24 protein-coding genes and 3 tRNA genes are annotated in these 24093 nt (G+C 62.9%); 16 read left to right on the top strand and 11 right to left on the bottom strand.

Going from position 1 to position 24093, the window contains the following annotated elements; translation table 11 throughout:
• Positions 1-152: 152 nt before the first annotated feature.
• Positions 153-902: a TfpX/TfpZ family type IV pilin accessory protein gene (gene tfpZ, locus NF616_RS07830; protein WP_252272673.1), complete on the bottom strand. Its 750-nt coding sequence runs from the start codon at positions 900-902 to the stop codon at positions 153-155.
• A 294-nt stretch (positions 903-1196) separates the two neighbouring features.
• Between tfpZ and NF616_RS07820 the strand changes: the two genes are divergently transcribed.
• The 6 genes from NF616_RS07820 to yacG all read left to right on the top strand — a co-directional run bounded on the left by NF616_RS07820 (position 1197) and on the right by yacG (position 6430).
• Entirely contained in the window at positions 1197-1658 is a 462-nt protein-coding gene (locus tag NF616_RS07820; protein ID WP_286674969.1) for a pilin, read from the top strand.
• Positions 1659-1825: 167 nt separating this feature from the next.
• Entirely contained in the window at positions 1826-3529 is a 1704-nt protein-coding gene (gene pilB, locus NF616_RS07815; RefSeq protein WP_252272672.1) for a type IV-A pilus assembly ATPase PilB, read from the top strand.
• Between the two features lie 6 nt (positions 3530-3535).
• Entirely contained in the window at positions 3536-4753 is a 1218-nt protein-coding gene (locus NF616_RS07810; RefSeq protein WP_252272671.1) for a type II secretion system F family protein, read from the top strand.
• A gap of 5 nt (positions 4754-4758) precedes the next feature.
• Positions 4759-5631: a prepilin peptidase gene (locus tag NF616_RS07805; protein ID WP_252272670.1), complete on the top strand. Its 873-nt coding sequence runs from the start codon at positions 4759-4761 to the stop codon at positions 5629-5631.
• Complete coding sequence (coaE, locus tag NF616_RS07800) at positions 5628-6239, top strand: dephospho-CoA kinase (RefSeq protein ID WP_252272669.1); 612 nt, start codon at positions 5628-5630, stop codon at positions 6237-6239. The genes NF616_RS07805 and coaE overlap by 4 nt, the downstream gene beginning before the upstream one ends.
• A complete protein-coding gene (gene yacG, locus NF616_RS07795) occupies positions 6236-6430 on the top strand; it encodes a DNA gyrase inhibitor YacG (protein ID WP_252272668.1) in 195 nt (64 codons plus the stop codon). Before coaE ends, yacG begins: the two co-directional genes overlap by 4 nt.
• Positions 6431-6446: 16 nt before the next feature.
• Here the strand turns inward: yacG and NF616_RS07790 are convergent, their stop codons facing one another.
• The 3 genes from NF616_RS07790 to NF616_RS07780 form a co-directional block, all read right to left on the bottom strand.
• Positions 6447-6662 carry a hypothetical protein gene (locus NF616_RS07790; protein WP_252272667.1) on the bottom strand — a complete coding sequence of 72 codons (216 nt, stop codon included), beginning with the start codon at positions 6660-6662 and terminating at the stop codon, positions 6447-6449.
• 89 nt (positions 6663-6751) lie between these two features.
• Positions 6752-7447, bottom strand: a complete 696-nt coding sequence (locus tag NF616_RS07785; RefSeq protein WP_252272666.1) for an energy-coupling factor ABC transporter permease — start codon at positions 7445-7447, stop codon at positions 6752-6754.
• Entirely contained in the window at positions 7444-7869 is a 426-nt protein-coding gene (locus tag NF616_RS07780; protein WP_252272665.1) for a GNAT family N-acetyltransferase, read from the bottom strand. Before NF616_RS07780 ends, NF616_RS07785 begins: the two co-directional genes overlap by 4 nt.
• Before the next feature lie 179 nt (positions 7870-8048).
• Here NF616_RS07780 and NF616_RS07775 point away from each other — a divergent pair, with 179 nt between their 5' ends.
• Positions 8049-8222: a DUF3094 domain-containing protein gene (locus tag NF616_RS07775; RefSeq protein ID WP_252272664.1), complete on the top strand. Its 174-nt coding sequence runs from the start codon at positions 8049-8051 to the stop codon at positions 8220-8222.
• 60 nt (positions 8223-8282) lie between these two features.
• Entirely contained in the window at positions 8283-9578 is a 1296-nt protein-coding gene (locus NF616_RS07770; RefSeq protein WP_252272663.1) for an NAD(P)/FAD-dependent oxidoreductase, read from the top strand.
• A gap of 154 nt (positions 9579-9732) precedes the next feature.
• Here the strand turns inward: NF616_RS07770 and NF616_RS07765 are convergent.
• The 3 genes from NF616_RS07765 to NF616_RS07755 all read right to left on the bottom strand — a co-directional run bounded on the left by NF616_RS07765 (position 9733) and on the right by NF616_RS07755 (position 9974).
• A tRNA-Lys gene (locus tag NF616_RS07765) sits at positions 9733-9808 on the bottom strand.
• Between the two features lie 4 nt (positions 9809-9812).
• Positions 9813-9889: transfer RNA gene (locus NF616_RS07760), tRNA-Pro, on the bottom strand.
• Positions 9890-9898: 9 nt separating this feature from the next.
• A tRNA-Asn gene (locus tag NF616_RS07755) sits at positions 9899-9974 on the bottom strand.
• A 196-nt stretch (positions 9975-10170) separates the two neighbouring features.
• Between NF616_RS07755 and NF616_RS07750 the strand changes: the two genes are divergently transcribed.
• Complete coding sequence (locus NF616_RS07750) at positions 10171-12507, top strand: DUF1631 domain-containing protein (RefSeq protein ID WP_252272662.1); 2337 nt, start codon at positions 10171-10173, stop codon at positions 12505-12507.
• Positions 12508-12846, top strand: coding sequence for a PilZ domain-containing protein (locus NF616_RS07745; RefSeq protein ID WP_252272661.1), 339 nt, complete (start codon positions 12508-12510; stop codon positions 12844-12846).
• 46 nt (positions 12847-12892) lie between these two features.
• Here NF616_RS07745 and clpB read toward each other — a convergent pair whose 3' ends face one another.
• The 3 genes from clpB to rluD form a co-directional block, all read right to left on the bottom strand.
• On the bottom strand, positions 12893-15457 hold the full coding sequence (gene clpB, locus NF616_RS07740; protein ID WP_252272660.1) for an ATP-dependent chaperone ClpB: 2565 nt from the start codon (positions 15455-15457) through the stop codon (positions 12893-12895).
• Positions 15458-15595: 138 nt separating this feature from the next.
• A complete protein-coding gene (gene pgeF / locus NF616_RS07735) occupies positions 15596-16330 on the bottom strand; it encodes a peptidoglycan editing factor PgeF (protein ID WP_252272659.1) in 735 nt (244 codons plus the stop codon).
• On the bottom strand, positions 16314-17285 hold the full coding sequence (gene rluD / locus NF616_RS07730) for a 23S rRNA pseudouridine(1911/1915/1917) synthase RluD (protein WP_252272658.1): 972 nt from the start codon (positions 17283-17285) through the stop codon (positions 16314-16316). Before rluD ends, pgeF begins: the two co-directional genes overlap by 17 nt.
• A 146-nt stretch (positions 17286-17431) precedes the next feature.
• Between rluD and NF616_RS07725 the strand changes: the two genes are divergently transcribed.
• From NF616_RS07725 to NF616_RS07710, 4 genes are all read left to right on the top strand, one after another.
• Positions 17432-18454 carry an outer membrane protein assembly factor BamD gene (locus NF616_RS07725; RefSeq protein ID WP_252272657.1) on the top strand — a complete coding sequence of 341 codons (1023 nt, stop codon included), beginning with the start codon at positions 17432-17434 and terminating at the stop codon, positions 18452-18454.
• A gap of 146 nt (positions 18455-18600) precedes the next feature.
• On the top strand, positions 18601-18822 hold the full coding sequence (locus NF616_RS07720) for a PP0621 family protein (protein ID WP_252272656.1): 222 nt from the start codon (positions 18601-18603) through the stop codon (positions 18820-18822).
• Complete coding sequence (locus NF616_RS07715; RefSeq protein ID WP_252272655.1) at positions 18819-20411, top strand: sensor histidine kinase; 1593 nt, start codon at positions 18819-18821, stop codon at positions 20409-20411. Before NF616_RS07720 ends, NF616_RS07715 begins: the two co-directional genes overlap by 4 nt.
• 2 nt (positions 20412-20413) lie before the next feature.
• Positions 20414-21754, top strand: a complete 1341-nt coding sequence (locus tag NF616_RS07710; protein WP_252272654.1) for a sigma-54-dependent transcriptional regulator — start codon at positions 20414-20416, stop codon at positions 21752-21754.
• 18 nt (positions 21755-21772) lie between these two features.
• Here the strand turns inward: NF616_RS07710 and thiO are convergent, their stop codons facing one another.
• Entirely contained in the window at positions 21773-22873 is a 1101-nt protein-coding gene (thiO, locus tag NF616_RS07705) for a glycine oxidase ThiO (protein WP_252272653.1), read from the bottom strand.
• 88 nt (positions 22874-22961) lie between these two features.
• Between thiO and NF616_RS07700 the strand changes: the two genes are divergently transcribed.
• On the top strand, positions 22962-23468 hold the full coding sequence (locus NF616_RS07700) for a GspH/FimT family pseudopilin (protein ID WP_252272652.1): 507 nt from the start codon (positions 22962-22964) through the stop codon (positions 23466-23468).
• Between the two features lie 123 nt (positions 23469-23591).
• Positions 23592-24086, top strand: coding sequence for a GspH/FimT family pseudopilin (locus tag NF616_RS07695; protein ID WP_252272651.1), 495 nt, complete (start codon positions 23592-23594; stop codon positions 24084-24086).
• Positions 24087-24093: the final 7 nt, after the last annotated feature.

Here is a 24093-nt window from a genome sequence, read left to right as displayed (position 1 = left end):
GGGCTTTCTTTATATGGTGCGGAGACAGGAGTCGAACCTGCGACCCTCGCATTACGAGTGCGCTGCCCTACCTGCTGAGTTAACCGGCAACACACCACTCGATCAGGTGCATGCAGCAGCCGGAAATAAAGTGAAACTCCCACGGCAGAAATCTACCAGGGCTGGAGATCCACGATCGCTATCACCCCGGCAGTCTCTCTACGAATCAGAACGACCATGGGACTGGCACCCGCCATCAGGGGCATCCAGGCATCTGCCTCCTTCCATTGATCAAGCACAGCACTCACACGCTTTGAGTCATTGAACAGTGAGAGTCTTTCCAATGGCATCGCCCTTTCTTTTATTGACGACGCCATATCGGAGAGCGGGCGGTAAAGATCAGGGCGCTGAGGGAGGTCGCTGCCACCGGTGGTGGCCTCGAAAATCAGCGCCTGCCTCAGCTCAGGATCAGCCGGACTATCGGCAGCCACCCACTGAGGCCCCATGAATGAAGCAACACGATATTCGGGTAGGGCATGCTCAATTCTGCGATCGTCGATATCCAACGCGCGTACCACATCGAAGCGGTCGACATTGAATACGAGCCACGCCGGACGCCCCTCCGCCACGGTCCACACCCCGTACGCGAATGCTGAGAACTGCAAGAGCAGAATCACAGCCATATCGAACACCAGCGTTTTCTTGCCAACCTTGAACACCAGCAACGTCAGCAGAGGCCCGATGATTACGTCGACCCCCAGCAGCAGCATGAAGATACTCGTTACACCGACTGCCTCATGCAAGGGCGCGGGGTACCATACCCAAAACACCAGCAGCAGCATCGCCAGCGCAACGAGGGCCGAACCGCAGAGATGAATGGAGAAAACCTTGAAACGAGGAGACGCAAGTAAAGATTGGGACATCGCCAGTTGCACCCAGACAGAAAGGCGGAATCGTACTATCGCTGCGCCTAGCCATTAAGCCGGCAATTTCACATTTGCATACTGGGCGGCGAAATGCGAAGCAGCTCAAGCGACACAATCGCGTCAATGACGTTTTTTGTCAGTTATCGCCCCGCGCCTTCGTCTCCAAGCAGCGCTCGCGCCCTCCTACCCAGCGTAGGCGCCCAAATGACGCTGCTTACATACTTGGCACGCCCCCTGCTTTACCACTGGCAGCGCAACGCATTGTTGCCACTTACAACCGGAGAACTCTCAATGAAAGCAATGCAAAAAGGCTTTACCCTGATCGAACTGATGATCGTGGTTGCCATCATCGGCATCCTGGCCGCCATCGCCCTGCCGGCCTACCAAGACTACACCGTTCGTGCCAAGGTTTCTGAAGGCTCGGTTTCCGCCAGCGCCCTGAAGATCGGTGTAGCCGAAGCGTTCGCCGATGACGGCGTGGATGGCATTGCCGCCTACTCCGGCGTAATCGCTGCAGACATCGCCAACATTCGTACCGATAAAATTACCGACGTAGCTATTGACGCTGCTGACGGCACCATCACCATGACCATGGGCGGTATCCCGCAGCTGGGCGCAAACAACACCCTGATTTACACTCCCAATATCAACGGCAACCCTCTTGCTAACAACAACTCTGCCGGCACTATCCAGTGGACCTGCAATGCTGGCAGCATCGAAGACAAATATCTGCCGGCTAACTGCCGCCAGTAATTGCTGCTGAGTTCAGTGATGAGCAAAAGAGACCGCCCAGCGGTCTCTTTTGCTATCTAGCACTATAAGAAACCGACTCGAAACCTTATCAAGCTCAGCCGCATGTCTAGTCGGTGATTAGCTTGTCGGTTATAACGATGACTGAATCGACAGCTGGCCATAGCGACATGAACGAATCCCCCACCTTGACCGGTCTTGCCAAGCAACTGGTTATCAACAATCTCCTAGACGAGACCTCGGCTCAGCAAGCGCAGCTTCAGGCGCAGCGCAACAAGCTGCCCCTTGTTACTTATCTGGCGCAGAACAAGCTGGTAAAAAGCCGAGTCCTTGCAGAGCTGATCAGCGACCAATTCGGCATCGCCGTTCTGGACTTGAGCAGCATTGATAAGGAAGTGATGCCCCGCGATACGGTCACGGAGAAGCTGGCCCGCCAACATCGCGTGCTTCCTCTTTATAGGCGTGGCAACAAGCTATTCATCGCCACTTCCGATCCGTCCAACCACCAGGCCGTGACCGATGTGCAGTTCAGTACCGGTCTGAGCACCGAGTCGTTGCTCGTCGAAGACGACAAGCTAGGCGATGCCATCGACAAATTCTTCGAAAGCGCTACGAGCGGTTTGGGCGAGTTGGGAGACATCGACCTTGATAGCGTCGATATCGAAAGTGCCGATGAGGAAACCTCCGATACCAGCACTGGCGGCGACGCCGACGACGCGCCCGTGGTGCGCTTCGTCAACAAAATGCTTTTGGACGCCATTAAGGGCGGCTCATCCGACCTGCACTTCGAGCCTTATGAGCGCGTCTATCGCGTGCGCTTTCGCACGGACGGCATTCTTCATGAGGCTGCGAGACCCCCCATACAACTGGCGCCCCGCATCTCGGCGCGCCTCAAGGTCATGGCCAGCCTCGATATTTCCGAGCGCAGGAAGCCTCAGGATGGCCGGATCAAGATGAAGATATCCAAGACCAAGGCCATTGACTTCCGGGTCAACACCCTGCCGACACTCTGGGGCGAGAAAATCGTGATGCGTATTCTGGACCCCACCAGTGCGCAGATGGGCATCGACGCTCTCGGTTACGAGGACGAGCAGAAAGAACTGTATATGAATGCCTTGAAGCAACCCCAGGGCATGATTCTGGTGACCGGCCCCACCGGATCGGGCAAGACCGTGTCCCTGTACACCGGCCTGAATATCCTTAACACGGCCGACGTCAACATTTCCACCGCCGAAGACCCGGTCGAAATCAACCTGGAAGGTATCAACCAGGTCAACGTCAATCCCAGGCAAGGCATGGATTTCTCCCAAGCGCTACGTGCCTTCCTCCGCCAGGACCCTGACATCATCATGGTGGGTGAGATCCGCGACCTCGAGACTGCCGAGATCGCTATCAAGGCGGCGCAAACCGGACACATGGTAATGTCGACTCTGCACACCAACAGCGCGGCCGAGACACTGACGCGCCTGCGCAACATGGGCGTGCCCGCCTTCAATATCGCCACCTCGGTCAATTTGATCATTGCGCAACGGCTGGCTCGAAAGCTTTGCAACACCTGCAAGAAGCCAGTCGATGTCCCGAAGGAAGTGCTCCTTAAAGAAGGGTTTCCAGAAGATAAAATCGGGACCTTCAAAATTTACGGCCCTGTGGGATGTGAGAACTGCAAAAATGGTTACAAGGGCCGAGTGGGTATTTATGAAGTGGTTAAAAACACCCCAGCGCTGCAACGCATTATCATGGAGGAAGGCAACTCCATTGAAATCGCCGAGCAGACTCGCCGGGACGGCTTCAATGACCTGCGCACATCCGGTCTACTCAAGGCCATGCAAGGCGTGACCAGCCTTGAGGAAATCAACCGCGTGACCAAGGACTAATCCACCATGGCGGAAAAGGCTCTCAAAACCAGTACATTCAGCTGGGAAGGGACAGACAAAAGGGGCGCCAAGCTCAAAGGGGAAATGGGCGGGCAAAACCCGGCTTTGGTGAAAGCGCAGCTTCGCAAGCAGGGCATCAACCCGACGAAGGTGCGCAAGAAATCGACCTTACTCTTAGGCTCCGGTAAGAAAATCAAACCCATGGACATCGCCCTGTTCACTCGGCAGATGGCGACCATGATGAAGGCAGGCGTCCCACTGCTGAGCTCCTTCGACATCATAGGCGAAGGTTTCGACAACCCGAACATGCGCAAGTTGGTCGATGAGTTAAAACAAGAAGTCGCCGCGGGCAATAGCTTTGCCTCGTCCTTGCGAAAAAAACCAATACAGTTTGATGACCTTTATTGCAATCTGGTAGAGGCAGGCGAGCAGGCAGGTGCGCTTGAAAACCTACTAGATCGGGTAGCGACTTACAAAGAAAAAACCGAAGCACTGAAGGCCAAGATAAAAAAGGCGATGACCTATCCAATAGCAGTGTTGGTGGTCGCCGTAATCGTGTCCGCCATCCTATTGATCAAGGTGGTTCCTCAGTTTGAAGATGTCTTCAAGAATTTTGGCGCAGAACTTCCTGCATTTACTCAAATGGTAATCGCGTTATCCCAAGTTCTTCAGGAATGGTGGTTTATCGTGCTGATCGGGTTCATGGGATGTGCTTTTGCGCTTCGGGAAACCCATAGGCGGTCAGAGAGCTTCCGGAATAAGCTGGACAAGATGTTGCTAAAAATTCCGATTATTGGAGACATCATTTATAAATCTTCGGTTGCGCGCTACGCGCGAACACTCTCAACCACGTTTGCTGCTGGCGTACCTCTGGTTGAGGCCTTGGACTCTGTCGCCGGCGCAACGGGCAATGTCGTATTCCGTCAGGCGGTAAATAAGATCAAGCAAGATGTTTCAACCGGTATGCAGCTGAATTTCTCTATGCGTACAACGGGAGTATTTCCCAGTATGGCGTTGCAGATGACAGCAATCGGCGAAGAATCTGGCGCTCTCGACGACATGCTGGATAAGGTCGCTAGCTTCTATGAAACCGAGGTCGACAACATGGTCGACAACCTTACGGCGCTCATGGAACCCATGATTATGGCGGTACTTGGAGTACTTGTCGGAGGACTAATTGTGGCAATGTATCTGCCTATCTTCCAACTGGGTCAAGTTGTTTAACAATTATGCAACTGATTGAATTTCTGGCCGGCAACTTGCCGGCCTTTGTTTTGCTCGCCACTATGCTCGGCCTGCTTATCGGCAGCTTCCTCAACGTCGTCATTTATCGCCTCCCGGTGATGATGCAACGCGACTGGCGTCAGCAGGCTCGGGAAATCCTCGAACTACCCGAGGAACCCAAGCAGGGCACCTTCAACCTCATCCTTCCGAACTCCTGCTGCCCCAACTGTGGACATCAGATTCGCCCCTGGGAGAACATCCCGGTAGTCAGTTATCTGTTCCTGCATGGCAAGTGCTCGAACTGCAAAACCCCGATCAGCAAGCGCTACCCTCTGGTCGAACTGGCCTGCGGCCTGCTTTCCGGCTATGTGGCTTTCCACTACGGCTTTGGCTGGCAGGCGATGGGGGTACTGGTGCTGAGTTGGGGGCTGCTGGCGATGAGCATGATCGATTGCGATCACCAATTGCTGCCGGACTCCCTGGTTTTGCCACTGCTCTGGCTGGGACTGATCGCCAACCACTTCGGCCTGTTCGCCAGCCTGGAGGATGCGCTCTGGGGTGCGATCGCCGGCTATCTCAGCCTGTGGTCGGTGTACTGGCTGTTCAAGCTGGTCACTGGCAAGGAGGGCATGGGCTACGGCGACTTCAAGCTGCTGGCCATGCTCGGTGCCTGGGGTGGCTGGCAGATTCTGCCGCTGACCATCCTGCTGTCGTCTCTGGTCGGCGCCGTGCTCGGGGTGATCATGCTGCGCCTGCGCAATCAGGAAACCAGCACGCCTATCCCCTTCGGCCCCTACCTGGCCATTGCCGGCTGGATCGCATTGCTCTGGGGTGATCAAATAACCGGGACCTATCTTCAATTTGCCGGTTTTAGATGAGCAAACCTTGGATTCTTGGCCTCACAGGCGGCATCGGTAGTGGCAAGAGCGCCGTTGCCCAGCATTTCATCGATCTCGGCGTGCATCTGGTGGACGCCGACCATGCCGCGCGCTGGGTGGTCGAGCCCGGGCGCCCTGCCCTGGCTCAGATCGCCGAGCGCTTCGGCGAGCAGGTCCTGCATGCCGACGGCAGCCTGAACCGTACCGCGCTGCGCCAGTTGGTGTTCCAGAACGAGCCCGAGCGCCGCTGGCTGGAAGGCCTGCTGCACCCGCTGATCTTTCAGGAAATCGACCAGCACCTCGCCCGCGCCGCATCTCCCTATGCCGTCTTGGTGTCGCCGCTGCTGGTGGAGTCCGGCCAGCACCGCATGGCCCAGCGGGTGCTGGTGGTGGATGCCCCCGAACATCTACAACTGCAGCGAAGCATGGCGCGCGACAGCAGCTCCGAGGAGCAGATCCGCGCCATTCTCAAGGCGCAGACCAGCCGCGAGGAACGCCTGCGCCACGCCGACGATGTGCTGCTCAACGACCGCGACCTGGCCTGGCTGAAGAGCGAGGTCGAGCGTCTACACACCTTCTATCTGACCTTGCGCAGAGGCCAAGCATGAGCACCACCGTGGAATGCCCGACCTGCGGCGCGCCCGTCGAATGGGGCCCGCAAAGCCCGAATCGCCCCTTCTGCAGCGAGCGCTGCAAGCTGATCGACTTAGGCGCCTGGGCCTCCGAGACTCATGCCATCCCTGGCGATGCCGTGGAAGACTCGCCCTTCTCCGACGACCTGCCGCCGCGCGAGCATTGATCAACCGGCGTCTTGCTCAGGGACGCATGAAGGCGTAGTCGCGCTCCGGATCCAGGTTGTCGGCGAGAAACTGCAGCTCCTGGGCCAGGTCGGCCACTTCGCGCTCCAGGCGGTTCAGCTCGACCGCCTCGCTGAGCAGCGCGCGCAGGCTCATGAGTGGATCGAATCCCTGCTCCTGCGCCCGCTCCAGGCTACCCTCGAGTTCACCCCGCGCCCACCGATGTATGCCCATGCTCGTGCCTCCTGGATTTACTCCAGCATGAGCGTTGCCGAGCGGCATTCCTTGACCCAGATCAGCTGCGGCCACGGGATAAGTGCGGGCTATGGGCGCCCATCCGTGTCGCTGTCTTTCCAGGGCGCCGAGAGGTAGCGCGTGCGATTGAACGTCTCCAGCCAGTCCGGGTAGAACACCACCAGGCCAGTAACCAGCATGCCGTTGATGAACGCCTCGGGAAACATCACCAGCCACAGGTAGCCGACGAAGTCCTCCAGCCAGGGCGGCATCACGTACAGGCCGTCGTGCCAGAGCAGCGCCAGGCCGCCGAGCAGGCAGGCCAGCGCCGTCAGCGCCGCGGGAAAGAAGCCGCAGCAGAAGATGTAGACGAACAGGTTGCGCGGCTGGCGGCGCTCCACCTGCACGGCGAAGAACTCGGCGATGGCGACCGGCAGCACCACCAGCAGTGCGCCGTTGACACCCAGCGCCAGCCAATCCAGGCGCCCCAGCGCCGCCAGTGCGAGCTGCGCGGCGAAGCCGCCGAGCAGCGCCAGCGGCCAGTCCAGCAACAGGGTCACAGCGGTCATGCCGATGAAATGGAAGGACAGCCCCGAGGCGAAGTCGCGGCGCACCAGCCACAGCAGGAACAACGCCAGCACGGTGCCGAACAACAGATGCTGGCGGCGCTGATCGCTGAACAGCTCGACCCAGGGCGTACGCCAAACGGCCCAGGCCAGCACACCACCGTAAACCAGCCAGCCCAGCCACAGCGTGGCGGGCAACAACAGCTCCGCGGCGATCATGCCGGCTCGCTCCGAATGGAAAACACCGCAATATCCTCGCGCTCGCCCCAGTCGCCCTGAACCTGCCAGAACGCCATGGCCTCCGCGGCATCGCGCAGGACGAAGACATGAGACTTGCACACGCCCAGCGCCGCCAGCCGGGCGAGCGCCTCGTCCAGCAGCGCGCTGGCCAGACCGCGGCCGCGCCAGGGCGTATCGACCACCAGATGCTGCAGATAGCCGCGACGGCCGTCGTGCCCCACCAGCAGGCTGGCGATGGGCACGTGCTCTGCCTCGACCAGCAGGCTGAGCTGCGGGTTGCGCGCGAGATAGCGGCAGAAGGGCGCAAACTCGTCCTCGGCGCGCAGCTGAATACCGGGCGTGCGCCGCCACAACGCGAACAGCGCGGCGTGGTCGTCGGGGACGATGGCGCGAATCTGCATGACAGCGGCTCCTCAACTGGTCGGGGCAGTCTACACCCGGCATCACCGTCGACCGACATTCCGCTTGGGCTGCCGTAACCGGCACAGGCGCAAGCTTCTGATCGGACTTCCACCCACGGCGCGCTGTACCCGTCTGTTCGGCGCGCCTAGAATGGCCCCAATTCTTCGAGAGGTTCGCCATGCCCAGCCGTCTCAGCCCGGAAGACCAGCAACGCGTCGAGCAATACCTCAGCGCTCCGCAGCACCAGGTACAGCGCAAGCCGTTCCGCCCCTGGCGCCTCCTGCTGGTGATCGTCGCCCTGACGATCTGCCTCGGCCTCCTCTCCCGCCTGCTCGCCGGACTGGTGCTATGAGCTGCCTTGCGCTCGCCCAGCCGGGCCTCTCGATTTCCTCAAGCCTTGTGAGATATCCCCATGAACCATCGCATCGTGATCGTCGGCGGCGGCGCCGGCGGCCTGGAGCTTGCTACCCGCCTGGGTAGAACCCTGGGCAAGCGCAAACAGGCCAGCATCGTGCTGGTCGACGCCAACCTCACCCATATCTGGAAACCGCTGCTGCACGAGGTCGCCGCCGGTTCGCTGAATTCGTCCGAAGACGAGCTGAACTACGTGGCCCAGGCCAAGTGGAACCACTTCGAGTTCCAGCTCGGCCGCATGAGCGGTCTCGACCGTGCGCGCAAGACGATCCGCCTGGCGGCCACCCTCGACGAGCACGGCGGCGAACTGCTGTCCGAGCGCGAGCTGGCCTATGACAGCCTGGTGATCGCCGTTGGCAGTACCACCAACGACTTCGGCACCGCCGGCGCTGCCGAGCACTGCATCTTCCTCGACACCCGCGAACAGGCTGAGCGCTTCCACCGGCAGATGCTCAGCCATTACCTGCGCGCCCACGCCCACAGGAACGACGAGGGTCGCATCAGCGTGGCCATCGTCGGCGCCGGCGCCACTGGCGTGGAGCTGGCCGCGGAGTTGCACCACGCCGCCCGCGAACTGGCCGCCTATGGCCTGGACCGCATCCAGCCGCAGAACATGCGCATCACTCTGATCGAGGCCGGCCCGCGCGTGCTGCCGGCGCTGCCGGAGCGCATCAGCGGCCCGGTGCACAAGACCCTGAAGAAACTCGGCGTGACCGTGCTCACCGGTACCGCCGTGAGTCAGGTGACGGCGCAAGCGCTGCACACCGCCCAAGGCATGGAGATTCCCGCCAGCCTCAAGGTGTGGGCCGCGGGCATCCGCGCACCGGCCTTCCTCAAGGAGCTGGACGGCCTGGAGAGCAATCGCATCAACCAGTTGCTGGTGCGCCCGACGCTGCAGACGACGCTGGACGACAGCATCTTCGCCTTCGGCGATTGCGCGGCCTGCCCGCTCGGCGATGGCGAGCGCACCGTGTCGCCGCGGGCCCAGGCGGCGCATCAGCAGGCGTCGCTACTCGCGCGATCGCTGAAGCTGCACATGGAAGGCCAGGCGCTGCCGGAATTCCGCTATCGCGACTACGGCTCGCTGATCTCGCTGTCGCGCTTCTCGGCCGTCGGCAATCTGATGGGCAACCTGATGGGCAGCGTGAAGCTGGAGGGCTGGCTGGCGCGGATGTTCTACGTGTCGCTGTACCGCATGCACCAGATGGCGCTGTACGGCGTGCTGCGCACCGCGCTGCTGATGCTCGGCGACCGCATCGGCCGCAGTACCGAGCCACGCCTGAAACTGCACTGAGGAGTCCGGGGCGGTTCGCCGCCCCTCTTACGACAGGCACAGAAATCGGTTGGAGCGATTCTGATATCGCCCCTACGGACGATGACCCAAAGGGTGGCACCCTGGATGGCAGACAACAAAAAGCCCGCGTTAGGCGGGCTCTTCGTTTGAATGATGGTGGGTCGTGTAGGATTCGAACCTACGACCAATTGGTTAAAAGCCAACTGCTCTACCGACTGAGCTAACGACCCTAGATGGTCGGGGTAGGGGGATTCGAACTCCCGACATCTTGCTCCCAAAGCAAGCGCGCTACCGGACTGCGCTATACCCCGCCTGGAAGTTGGCTCCGCGACCTGGACTCGAACCAGGGACCCAATGATTAACAGTCATTTGCTCTACCGACTGAGCTATCGCGGAACTACGCCTTCCAATCTCTGTTACGTCCGGCTTTCGCCATTCCCGCATCAGAGGCGCGCCATTTTACGTAGCCGAAAGCCCATGTCAACCCTGCCGGCAACTTATTTGCCCGCACCGCTGAGCCGATAAACGGCTAGCATATTGCTTGGATTGAACAGGATCGTATCGCGGGCTCTATCCCGCACAGGATCGCCCCATGAGCCCGCAGGACTTCCCGCCGCCCATCCCGCTTCCCGGCGTCGCCAGCCGCGCCATCCAGCCGCGTTTCGGCGAGCTCGTGCAGGACTGCCGCAAGCTGGTGATGAACAACCTCGCCGAGCACCTCGCCGGCCTCTTCGGCCAGGTCGACGACACCCTCTTCGAAGGCGCGGAGAAGGCAGAGAACAACAAGGTCCAGGGCCTGTTCTTCGACGCCATGCGCGACCTGCGCAAGTTGCGCCCGCAGATCGAGCGCAGCTACCACCAGCGCATCGCGCAAAACTTCTCCGACTTCCTCGAAGGCCGGCTCAAGCCCGCGGCACAAAGCGAGACGGACAGCGAGAGCCTGTCCCTGATACAGAACGAGGACTACGAGGAAAGCCTGCAGGTGACCAACATGGTCAGCCGGGTCAAGGCGCGCAGCAGCCGCACCCTGTTCGCTCTGGACCAGCGCCTGGCCCTGCTCAACAACGGCCAGAAACTGGTTGAAGACACCAACCCCTTCGGCCCGCAGGCTCTGGCCGACGCCTTCCGCGAGGCGCTGTCGCCGCACCCCATACCGCTGCGGATCAAGGTGATCCTCTACATGTTGTTCGACCGCCACGTGATGGAGGGCCTGGACACCCTGTACGAGATGCTCAACCAGCGCCTGATCAACGGCGGTATCCTGCCCAACCTCAAGTTCACCGCCCAGCGCACGCCGTCCACGGCTGCGCCGAAACCTGCCGGGAATGCGACCACAGCTGCGCCGGGCACAGCCAGCTCGACGCCTCACACCATCCCCACTGCACCGCAAACCGCCTCCGTCACCCAGGCGCCCGCCGACCTCGGCGCTCCGCCACCGCAGGACCCCGGCCAGTTGCTGGGCGGCCTCGCCGCGCTGCTCGGCGAACGACGCCAGCAGGCCCCGGAAGCCCCGCTGCCCGGCGGCGCCCGCAGCATCGCCAGCTTCGCCCCGCGCATCGCCAGCCGCACTTACAGCGCCAGCGAGCTGCTCGAGGCGCTGAATCGCCTGCAGCGCGAGTCCGCCAGCATGCTGGCCCAGCGCCTGCAGGGTCCGCAGCTGGTCGAGGAGCTCAAGGTCAGCCTGCAGCAGCAGCTGGAGTCCGTCGGCAGCCTGCCCGGCGAGCAGAAGCTGGCCGACCAGGAGGCCGACGTGATCGACCTGGTCGGCATGCTGTTCGACTTCATCCTCGACGACGACAACCTGCCGCACAGCTGCAAGACCGCCCTTTCCCATCTGCACACGCCGTATCTCAAGGTGGCGCTGCTGGACAAGGCGCTGTTCACCCAGCACCACCACCCCGCCCGGCGCCTGCTCAACACCATGGCCCAGGCCGGCGTGCTCTACGGCGGCGAGGGCGAGGAGCGCGGTCTGCTGGCGAAGATGCATTGGGTCGTCGAGCGGGTGATCCAGGGCTTCACCGGCGACCTCACGCTGTTCGACAGCCTGCTGGAGGAGTTCAACGAGTTCGTCGCCACTCTGCGCCACAAGGTCGAGCTGCGCGAGAAGCGCGCGGTGGAGGCGGCCAAGGGCCGCGACCGCCTGCTCGGCGCACGTCAGCAGGCGGTGGAGGTGATTCACGACGTACTGCGCGACCGCCAGCTGCCCAGCGTGATCCACAACTTCCTCGAACTGACCTGGGCCGATGTGCTGGTCTTCGTCCTGCTCCGGCACGGCGAACGCAGCGCCGAGTGGCAACGCGCCGGCGAGGTAGCAGAGCAGCTGGCCTGGAGCGGCTCGCCGCTGGACGCCGACGGCCGCAGCCGTCTGCAGACCATCCGTGTAATGCTGCTCGACGAGCTGCGCAAGGGGCTGGAGCTGCTCGGTGGTTACCACGAAGACGGCATCCGCCGTCTGCTGCAGGACATCGTCGCCTGTCAGCACGCCGTGCAAGGCCAGCAGCCGCAGCTGGCCGCGCAGATCAAGACCCAGCTGCCGGAGAGCCCGCTCGGCGCCATGCTCGGCGAGGACGCAGTGCTGGCCGAGCCGATCAGGCGCGACGCGCCTCAGTCGCCGCGCGTCCAGGCACTGATCAGGGAGTTGCAGCGGCTGGAGTTCGGCACCTGGTTCGAGTTCGTCCAGGGCAGCGCCACCCTCACCCTCAAGCTGTCCTGGTTCAGCCCGACCACCCACAACTACATGTTCGTCGACCACAGCGGGCAGCGTGTGGCGGTCAAGCCCATCCGCCAGCTGGCCAGCGAAATGGAACAGGGCCTGGCGCGCATTGTCACACCGGAGCGCAGTACACCCCTGGTCGATCGCGCCCTGGGCGCCATCTACCGGGTCCTGCAGCGCTTCACCGGGCGCGCCACCGAAGTCGAAGGAGCCTGAATGGACGACCGTCGTCAGCACAGCCGCCACACCACGCAGCTGGCCATCGAAGTGCTGGACCTGCACAGCGGCCGTCGCCTGGGCCGCATCGTCGACCTATCCGAGGAGGGCTTCATGCTGGTCAGCGAGCACCCGCCCGAGGCCGACTCGGTCTGGGAATGCCGCCTGGTGCTGGACCAGCCGCTGGACGGCATCCATGAGATCCGCGCCGGCGCCGACTGCCTGTGGAGCCGTCCCGGCGAGGCCGGCCACAACGGCTGGTGCGGATTCCAGATCATCGACCTGGCCGACGATCAGGTCGGTCCGCTGGCCCTGCTGCTGCGCCACCTACAGGTCTAAAAGCAAAAGCCCCGGTCTCCCGGGGCTTTTCGCATGCTCGTCCCGCTCAGGCGAAGACGATGTCCTCGCCCTCGACCCGTCCCTGAATGGCCATGCCGGGCAGGAAGGTGCCGCCCAGGATCTGCTGCGCCAGCGGGTTCTCGATCCAGCGCTGGATCGCCCGCTTCAAAGGCCGCGCGCCGTAGACCGGGTCGAAGCCCACCGATACCAGCTTGTCCATCGCCTCGGCCGACAGCTCCAGGCTCAGGTCGCGCTCGGCCAGGCGCTTGCGCAGGCGCGCCAGCTGGATTTCGGCGATGCCGGCGATCTGCTCGCGCGCCAGCGGCTCGAACACCACGACCTCGTCGATGCGGTTGACGAATTCCGGACGGAAGTGGCTGCTCACCGCATCCATCACCGCCGCGCGCTGCGCCTCGCGATCACCAACCAGCTCCTGGATCTGTGCCGAACCGAGGTTGGAGGTCATCACCACCACCGCATTGCGGAAGTCCACGGTGCGGCCCTGGCTGTCGGTCAGGCGCCCGTCCTCCAGCACCTGCAGCAGCACGTTGAACACGTCCGGGTGAGCCTTCTCCACCTCGTCCAGGAGGATCACCGAGTAAGGTTTGCGCCGCACCGCCTCGGTCAGGTAACCGCCCTCCTCGTAACCGACATAGCCGGGCGGCGCACCGATCAGGCGGGCCACCGAGTGCTTCTCCATGAACTCCGACATGTCGATGCGCACCATGGCGTCCTCGGTGTCGAAGAGGAACTCGGCCAGCGCCTTGCACAGCTCGGTCTTGCCCACCCCGGTCGGGCCGAGGAAGAGGAACGAGCCGCTGGGGCGATTCGGGTCGGCCAGGCCGGCACGCGAACGGCGCACGGCATTGGCCACGGCCACCACCGCCTCGTGCTGGCCAATGACGCGCCGGTGCAGCTCGTCCTCCATGCGCAGCAGCTTGTCGCGCTCGCCCTCGAGCATCTTCGCCACCGGGATGCCGGTCCACTTGGACACCACCTCGGCGATCTCCTCGTCGGTGACCTTGTTGCGCAGCAGCTGGTTCTCGCTCTTGCCGTGCTGGTCGACCATCTGCAGGCTGCGCTCCAGGTCGGGAATGATGCCGTACTGCAGCTCGGCCATGCGCTGCAGATCGCTCTTGCGCCGCGCGGCCTCGAGGTCGGCCTTGGCCTGCTCGATCTTCTGCTGGATCTGCGCCGAGCCTTGCACCTCGGCCTTTTCCGACTTCCAGATCTCTTCCAGGTCGGCGTATTCCTGCTCCAGCTTGGCGATGTCGTCCTGCAACTTCTCCAGGCGCTTCTTGGCCGCCTCGTCGTCTTCCTTCTTCAACGCTTCACGCTCGATCTTCAGCTGGATCAGGCGACGATCCAGGCGATCCAGCGCCTCCGGCTTGGAGTCGATCTCCATGCGGATGCGGCTGGCGGCCTCGTCGATCAGGTCGATGGCCTTGTCCGGCAGCTGGCGGTCGGTGATGTAGCGATGGCTGAGCTTGGCGGCCGCGATGATGGCGCCATCGGTGATGGTCACCCCGTGGTGCACCTCATAGCGCTCCTTGAGGCCGCGCAGGATGGCGATGGTGTCCTCCTCGGAGGGCTCGTCCACCAGCACCTTCTGGAAGCGGCGCTCCAACGCGGCGTCCTTCTCGATGTACTGGCGGTACTCGTCCAAGGTGGTGGCGCCGACACAGTGGAGCTCGCCGCGGGCCAGGGCCGGCTTGAGCATGTTGCCGGCGTCCATCGCGCCCTCGGCCTTGCCGGCGCCGACCATGGTGTGCAGTTCGTCGATGAACAGGATGATGCGCCCTTCCTGCTTGCCCAGCTCGTTGAGCACCGCCTTCAGGCGCTCCTCGAACTCGCCGCGGAACTTGGCGCCGGCGATCAGCGAGCCCATGTCCAGCGCCAGCAGACGCTTGTCCTTGAGCCCGTCCGGCACCTCGCCGTTGACGATGCGCTGGGCCAGGCCCTCGGCGATGGCGGTCTTGCCCACACCGGGCTCGCCGATGAGCACCGGGTTGTTCTTGGTGCGGCGCTGCAACACCTGGATGGTGCGACGGATCTCGTCGTCGCGGCCGATCACCGGGTCCAGCTTGCCGTCCTCGGCGCGCTTGGTCAGGTCGACGCAGTACTTGTCCAGCGCCTGGCGCGACTCCTCGACATTGGGGTCGTTGACCGCCTGGCCGCCGCGCAGGTTGGCGATGGCATTCTCCAGCGCCTTCTTCGACACGCCCTGCCCCAGCAGCAGCTTGCCGAGCTTGGTGTTCTCGTCCATGGCCGCTAGCAGCACCAGCTCGCTGGAGATGAACTGGTCACCCTTCTGCTGGGCCAGGCGGTCGGCCTGGTTGAGCAGGCGCGCCAGATCCTGTGACAGATTCACGTCGCCGGTGGGGTTCTGGATCTTGGGCAGGGCGTCCAGCTCCTTGGTCAGGGCCTGGCGCAGACTGTTGATATCGAAGCCCACCTGCATCAGCAGCGGCTTGATCGAGCCGCCCTGCTGTTCCAGCAGCGCCTGCAACAGGTGCAGGGGCTCGATGGCGGAATGGTCCAGGCCCACGGCGGCGGATTGGGCATCGGACAGGGCAAGCTGCAGCTTGCTGGTCAAACGGTCGATTCGCATGGAATGTCCTTCCTTCGATGAGCGGGCCGGAGCGCTGAACTGCTCCCGATAGTGAAGCCCGCAATGACGCTCTAGATGAGGTTGCTCTCTAGATAAGGACAGTTTTTTCCGATTCAAGCGCCGACGATTTGATGCGGATCAGTCCGCCAGCCAGATCAGCGAGGCGAAACGCCCGGTGCGGGCGGCGCGGCGGTAGGAGAAGAAGCGCGGATCGGTGAAGGTGTCCAGCCCGCCGCCATACACGGCGGTGACGCCGATGGCGGCCAGGCGGACGCGCGCCAGGGAGTAGATATCGGCCATGAACTTGCCGGGGTTCCGGCTGGGGCGGAACGCGGACTCGGCCTCCGCATGCCGGGCCAGGAACGCCTCGCGCACCTCGGGGCCCACTTCGAAGGAGTCGGGACCGATGGCCGGGCCGAGCCAGACCAGCAGTTCGTCCGGCGCGGCGCCGAGGGTCGCGACCGTGTGCTCCAGCACGCCGCCGGCCAGCCCCCGCCAGCCGGCATGGGCCGCCGCCACGCGGGTGCCGGCGCGGTCGCAGAACAGCGCCGGCAGGCAGTCGGCGGTCAGCACGGCGCAGGCGACGCCCGGCGTGGCACTCCAGCTGGCGTCGGCGATGGGCACTTGGGCGGGATCGGCTTCGACCACGTCGGGGCTGTGCACCTGCTTCAGCCAGGCCGGTTGGCAGCCGAGGCGATCAATCAGACGCTGGCGATTGGCGGCAACAGCGACCGGATCGTCCTCGACGTGGTCGCCGATATTCAGGCTATCGAATGGCGCCGGACTAGTTCCGCCGGCACGGGTGGTGACGCAGGTGCGGACATTGGCCGGTGCCGGCCAGTCCGGCTGCAGCCAGTCAGACGAAGGATTCATTGTCCTGGCGCAGCAGCGAGAGCATCCACACCAGATCTTCGGGCAGCGGCGAGACCCACTTCATGCGCTGGCCGGTAGCCGGGTGCTCGAGCTCGAGAAAGCGCGCGTGCAGGGCCTGGCGCGGGAACTCCTTGAGGGTCTGCACCAGGGTCGGGCTGGCCGCCGGCGGAATACGGAAGCGCCCTGCGTACAGCGGATCACCCACCAGCGGATAGCCGGCATGGGTCATGTGTACGCGAATCTGGTGGGTGCGGCCGGTCTCCAGCTTGACCCGCACATGGGTGTGCGAGCGGAAGCGCTCCAGCACCCGATAGTGGGTCACGGCCGGCTTGCCGCCGTCGATCACCGCCATGCGCTGGCGGTTGGCCGAGCTGCGGCCAATCGGTGCATCGATGGTGGCGCCGGAGGTGATCACGCCGATGCAGATGCATTCGTAGATGCGGCTGACGGTGCGCTTTTGCAGCTGGTCGACCAGCTTGGTCTGCGCCTGCAGGGTCTTGGCCACCACCATCAGGCCGGTGGTGTCCTTGTCCAGGCGATGGACGATGCCCGCGCGCGGCACGTTGATGATGTCCGGCACATGGTGCAGCAGGGCGTTGAGCAGGGTGCCGTCGGCGTGCCCGGCCGCCGGATGCACGACCAGCCCGGCGGGCTTGTCGATCACCAGGATGTGCTCGTCCTCGTAGACGATATTCAGCGGAATGTCCTGCGCCACCCACTCGCCCTGGGCCTCCTGCTCGGCCTCCAGGCTGAGCACGGCGCCACTGTGGACGATGTCGCGCGGGCGAATCACGGCGCCATCGACGGTCAAGCGACCATCCTTGATCCAGGCGGACAGGCGCGAGCGCGAATACTCGTCGAACAGCTGGGCGGCGACCTGGTCGAGGCGCTGGCCACCGAGGTCGGACGGCACTTCGGCGGTGAGTTGAATGAGCTGATCGGAGTCTTCGGACATGGGCTGCTGCGGAGGGCGGTGCGGCTTTTGGTTTCGGCGGCACGCTGTGGTTAAATACGGCGTCTTTGTCCCGGCATTTCCGGGGCGCCCATCATAACAGGACGGCAGAGGCCTAGACAGCCGCCGTCACAGGGACGCAAGCCACCATGCAAGTGAAACACCTGCTGCTGATCGCCACCCTCGCCTTCATCACCGCGTGCTCCTCCAACAAGCCGGAAGTGGATGAGAACCTGAGCGAGACCGAGCTGTACCAGCAGGCCCAGGAAGACCTCAGCAGCAGCAGCTACAACAACGCCATCGCCAAGCTGAAGGCCCTGGAGTCGCGCTACCCCTTCGGCCGCTACGCCGAACAGGCCCAACTCGAGCTGATCTACGCCTACTACAAGAACGTCGAGCCGGAAGCCGCCAAGTCCGCCGCCGAGCGCTTCATCCGCCTGCATCCGCAGCACGCCAACGTCGACTACGCCTACTACCTCAAGGGCCTGGCCTCCTTCGACCAGGACCGCGGCCTGATCGCCCGTTTCATCCCGCTGGACCTGACCAAGCGCGACCCGGGCGCGGCCCGCGACTCGTACAACGAGTTCGCCCAGCTCACCAGCCGCTACCCCAACAGCCGCTACGCGCCGGACGCCAAGGCGCGCATGGTCTACCTGCGCAACCTGCTGGCCGCCTACGAGATTCACGCCGGCCGCTACTACCTGACCCGCCAGGCCTACGTCGCCGCCGCCAACCGCGGCCGCTACGTGGTCGAGAACTTCCAGGAAACGCCCTCGGTCGGCGATGGCCTGGCCCTGATGGTCGAGGCCTACCAGCGCCTGGAGCTGAACGACCTGGCCGCCACCAGCCTGGAAACCCTGAAACTCAACTATCCGGACCACCCGACCCTGGTCGACGGTCAGTTCGTGCCGCTCGAAGAGGAAGCCGACAACCGCACCTGGCTGGCCAAGGCCACCCTGGGCCTGATCGAATCCGACGCGCCGCTGCCGCCGGGCGAGACCCGTGCCAGCCAGGACGTGATCCGTCAGTACGAAGAAGCGCAGGAACAGATTCCGGACGAGCTGCAGCCGGAGAATCAGGAAGAGGTCGAGGAAGACCTGGAGAGCGAGGCCGAGGGTAACTCCGAGGATCGCTCCTGGTTCAGCTACATGACCTTCGGCCTGTTCGACTGATACAGCGCCACACACCAAGAAGGGAGGCCGAGCCTCCCTTTTTCATGCCCGGCGTTCGCGCGGCAGTGCACAGCCATGGCCATCGCCTGCTGCGCCTCGCCTCGTACCTTGGCTAAACTGGGCCACTGCCAACGAGAGAGAATTCCATGCTCCGCCTGCTGTTCTGGATCGCCGTGATCGCCGCCGCCTTCTGGCTATGGCGACGCTTCAACCGCCCCGCCGCGCCCAAGGCCAGGCCGCATGACAGCGAGCCGGCGCCGATGGTCCGCTGCGCCCAGTGCGGCATCCACGTCCCCCGCGACAAGGCCCTGCCCCAAGGCTCGCAGTGGTTCTGCAGTCAGGCCCATCTGGACCAGAGCGAACGGTGAGCGCCGAGCTGCTGACCCTCGAAGGCGTACCCGGTCGCCGCATCCTGCGCCTGTACAACCTGTACCGGGTCACCGTCGGCCTGGCGCTGGTGCTGCTGATCTCCAGCAAGCTGGACAGCGAACTTCTGGAACTGGCCCACGTGCAGCTGTTCCGCTCCGGCAGCTGGGCGTACCTGGTGCTCAACGTGCTGGTGGCGGTGCTGCTGCAGCGGCCCCGGCACCTGGCCCAGGTGTTCGCCCTGGCGCTGCTCGATGTGATGCTGCTGTGCGCGCTGTTCTACTCGGCGGGGGGTACGCCCAGCGGCATCGGCAACCTGCTGATCGTCGCGGTGGCGATCGCCAACATCCTGCTGCATGGCCGCGTCGGCCTGCTGATCGCCGCGGTCGCCGCCATCGGCATGCTGACGCTGACGTTCTACCTGAGCCTGCACCGCCCCGCCGCCAGCGCTCAGTTCGTCCAGGCCGGCGCCCTCGGCGCGCTGTGCTTCGCCGCGGCGATCTTCCTCCAGGGCCTGACCCGTCGCCTGCAGCAGAGCGAGAGCCTGGCCGAACAGCGCGCGGTCGACGTGGCCAGCCTGGAGGAGCTCAACTCGCTGATCCTGCAGCGCATGCGCACCGGCATCCTGGTGCTGGACGACCAGCACAAGGTCCTGCTGGCCAACCAGAGCGCACTGGGCATGCTCGGGCGCAACAAGCTGGAAAACAAGGTGCTCGATCCCTACTGCCCGATGCTGGTCCAGCGCCTGGAGCATTGGCAGCACAACCCGACCCTGCGCCCGCAGAGCCTGCAGGCAATGACCGACGGCGCGCTGCTGCAGCCGAGCTTCATTCATCTGCAGCGCGCCGAGGAGCAGCACACCCTGGTGTTCCTCGACGACATCTCGCAGATCACCCAGCAGGCCCAGCAACTCAAGCTGGCATCCCTGGGCCGCCTGACCGCCGGCATCGCCCATGAGATCCGCAACCCGCTGGGCGCCATCAGCCATGCGGCGCAGCTGCTGCAGGAGTCGGAGGATCTGGAGGAGCCGGATCGCCGGCTGGCGCAGATCATCCAGGACCATTCGCGGCGGATGAACATGGTGATCGAGAACGTGCTGCAGCTGTCGCGGCGACGCCAGGCCGAGCCGCAGCTGCTCGACCTGAAGTACTGGCTGCACCGTTTCGCCAGCGAGTTCCGCCAGTCCGCCCGTCTCGACCAGACCCTGCACCTGGAAGCCCATGGCGGCGGCCTGCAGACCCGCATGGACCCGCATCAGCTGACCCAGGTGCTGACCAATCTGGTGCAGAACGGCCTGCGCTACAGCGCTCAGGTCCACCAACTCGGCCAGGTGTGGCTCAAGCTCTACCGCGATGTCGACAGCGACCTGCCGACCCTCGAGGTACTGGACGATGGCCCCGGCGTGCCGGCCGAGCAGATGCAGCACATCTTCGAGCCGTTCTACACCACGGATAACAAGGGCACCGGCCTGGGCCTGTACATTTCCCGCGAGCTGTGCGAAAGCAACCAGGCACGCCTCGACTACAAACTCCGCGAAGGCGGCGGCAGCTGCTTCCGCATCACCTTCGCCCACCCACGCAAACTGAGCTGACCATGAGCACCCGGCAGAGAGCCCTGATCGTCGACGACGAACCCGACATCCGCGAACTCCTGGAGATCACCCTGGGGCGCATGAAGCTCGACACGCGCAGCGCGCGCAACGTCAAGGAAGCCCGTGAGTGGCTGGCGCGCGAGCCGTTCGACCTGTGTCTGACGGACATGCGCCTGCCCGACGGCACGGGCCTGGACCTGGTCCAGCACATCCAGCAGCGCCATGCCCAGGTGCCGGTGGCGATGATCACCGCCTACGGCAGCCTCGACACGGCGATCAACGCGCTCAAGGCCGGCGCCTTCGACTTCCTGACCAAACCGGTGGACCTCGGCCGCCTGCGCGAGCTGGTCGCCACCGCCCTGCGCCTGCGCAGCGGCGAGAGCGAAGAAGGCCCGGTGGACACCCGCCTGCTCGGCGAATCACCGCCGATGAAGTCGCTGCGCAATCAGATCCAGAAGCTCGCCCGCAGCCAGGCGCCGGTTTATATCAGCGGCGAGTCGGGCAGCGGCAAGGAGCTGGTGGCCCGCCTCATCCACGAACAGGGTCCGCGCGCCGACAAGCCCTTCGTGCCGGTCAACTGCGGTGCCATCCCCTCGGAGCTGATGGAGAGCGAGTTCTTCGGCCACAAAAAAGGCAGCTTCACCGGCGCCATCGAGGACAAGCAGGGCCTGTTCCAGGCGGCCAATGGCGGCACCCTGTTCCTCGACGAAGTGGCCGATCTGCCGCTGGCCATGCAGGTCAAGCTGCTGCGCGCCATCCAGGAAAAAGCGGTGCGCGCGGTCGGCGGCCAGCAGGAGGTGGTGGTGGATGTGCGCATCCTCTGCGCCACGCACAAGGACCTCGCCGCCGAAGTAGCCGCTGGGCGCTTCCGCCAGGACCTGTTCTACCGCCTGAACGTGATCGAACTGCGCGTTCCGCCGCTGCGCGAGCGCCGCGAGGACATCCCGCTGCTGGCCGAGACCATGCTCAAGCGTCTGACCGAAGGCGCCGGACTGGCCGCCGCGCACCTCACCGGCGAGGCCATGGACAAGCTCAAGTGCTACCGCTTCCCAGGCAACGTGCGCGAGCTGGAGAACATGCTCGAGCGCGCCTATACCCTGTGCGAGAACGACCAGATTCAGGCATCCGACCTGCGCCTGGCGGACGCCGCCCCCGCCAGCGAAGGCGGCGAGGCCTCCCTGGCGCAGATCGACAATCTGGAAGACTATCTGGAAGAGATCGAGCGCAAACTGATCATGCAGGCCCTGGAAGAAACCCGCTGGAACCGTACCGCTGCGGCGCAGCGCCTGGGCCTGACATTCCGTTCGATGCGTTATCGCCTGAAGAAGCTGGGCATCGATTGATGCCCGCAAGCGGGCGCGCTATAGAGTGCCCAACCGGCCGGCCGGTGAGTAGGGCGTGGGATCGACAATAGGCGTCTCGCCCAGCATCAGGTTCTTCAGCAGCTCACAGGACGCCGGCGCCAGCACCAGGCCATTACGGTAATGCCCGCAGTTGAGCCACAGCCCTGGGTATTGCGGCACCTCACCGATAAACGGAATCCCATCCGGCGAGCCCGGCCTCAACCCCGCCCAGTGCCCGATGACCTCAGCCTCCGCCAGCGCCGGCAGCAATTCCTCGGCAGACGCCTTCAGACTCGCCAGCGCCTCCTCGGTTGGCGTCTTGTCGAAGCCGACATGTTCCAGCGTACTGCCCACCAGGATATGGCCATCCTTACGCGGAATCGCATAGCGCCCCTTGGCCAGCACCATGGCAGGGAGGAAGTCTTCGGCGCATTTGTAGAGGATCATCTGGCCTTTGACGGGCTCGACGGGAAGTTCAAGGCATAGAGTCTTCAACAGCGAGCCACTCCAGGCACCGGCGGCTACAACGGTCCGTCGCGCCTTTGCTACTCCCCAGGCACCAATCACACCACATACTTTCTCGCCGCTACGCAAGAAGCCGCTGACTGGCGACTGCTCGCGGATCTCCACGTTTGGCATACGATCCAAAACCGCCCGAAGCGCCTTAACGAAATGCGGATTGCGTATGTTGGCCACGTTTGACATGCATACCGCTTGCTTGAAACTCGTATCAAGAGCGGGAACATGACGACATACCTTCTCTTTCTCAACGAGATAGAGCTCCTGCTGATGCCGCACCGCCCAAGCCAATGCCTTGGCTTGATCTTCCAAATCCAACCAGTACAAACCCGTGACATACACCTCTGGGTTGATACCGGATTTCGCGAATAACGCTTCCCCAAAGCGGGGATAGAAATCCTGAGACCAGTGTGCCAATGCGGTGACAGCGAGCCCGTAACGCCAAGGATACAGAGGCGAGATAATTCCCCCTCCAGCCCAAGAGGCTTCTCGGCCTACCTGAGCGGCTTCCAGCAAAAGCACCGAGCAACCGTCTTGCGCCAACGACAAGGCAGACAGCAAACCAAGGGCACCTGCACCAACAACAACAATATCTTTCAATCCCCCTCCCTCCGCACTTGCGACAAACCGCCCTGCGGTCTACACCTGAAACGGCCAGGAAGGCAACCCAAAACTAAAAGGACCTATCATGGACAATTTCCGTCAGCGGGCGGTGACGCTGCCTGAGCTGTTAAGCGTCGTAGCGTTGCTAGCACTGATGAACACCTATGCGTTACCCAGCTTCAGTCAATGGGTGACCAAGAACGAACAGCAATCCCTTCAAGAAAGCTTGCTCCACCATCTGCGAACAGCTCGAAGCAAAGCGGTGCTCCAGGAGCGGACTCTGGAGATATGCGCCTCGACAGATGGGCTCCGGTGTATCGGGGAATGGAATAAGGGTTGGATCCTCAGGGTTGCAAAAACGGAGGAGGTGCTGGCTGTAGAACAGCTCTCCCTAAAAGATTCGGCACTCCACTGGCATGGATATCGTGAACGTATCCTATTCCGACGCGATGGTCAGACACCGCTCAGCAACGGGCGATTCTACCTTTGTCACGGCAACAAGGTAGCTTGGCAACTGATCATCAGTCGCCAAGGCCTCGCTCGACGAGGCAGCGATAAAGAGAATCAGGCGGCTGCTTACCGATGCATCTGAGCATCTCGCCATTAGCCAATGGGGCATCGCCATCCCAGCGCCGATCATCCTGTCACTTGCACCGATTGTCCCGAGAGAAGCGACCCAGCAGCGCACATCGGAGATCATCAAGGTGTATTGATAGTGGAGTTCGTCATGCCAGGTATAACGCAAGCCCGCGGATTCACCTTGATAGAGCTAATGATTGTCCTGACTCTAGTGGCAATCGTAGCGGTCATTGCCGTTCCGAACTTCATGGATTTCATTGATCGCAATCGTATTCAAACTCAAGCGGAAGAGCTTAGGTCTCTTCTTTTATACGCACGCGGTGAGGCAGTGAGCCACAGCGATGTCATCGTCGTCGCACAAGACGATGATCAAAACTGGGTGGTGAAGCGGGCGGACGAAATAATACGTCAGCTCGAGCAGAATCCCGAACAGGCTCAGATAAGATCTAACGCCGAAGAAATTCGCTTCAGAAGTAATGGATCTGCCACCGCGAGCAACTTCACCATCTGCCAAGACGAAAAAACGGAAAAAGGGCTCTTTTTAAATATTCAGCCGAGCGGCGCCATTACGCTTTTCAAACAAGGCACCCAGGACCGAGACGGCACTGCGCTAGCGAGCTGCACCCCATGAGGAATTT

Source organism: Pseudomonas subflava, assembly GCF_023823685.1.
Classification (GTDB): Bacteria; Pseudomonadota; Gammaproteobacteria; order Pseudomonadales; family Pseudomonadaceae; genus Aquipseudomonas; species Aquipseudomonas subflava.
The sequence above is the reverse complement of the archived record's forward strand: the minus strand, read 5'-3'. Positions and strand labels throughout refer to the sequence as shown.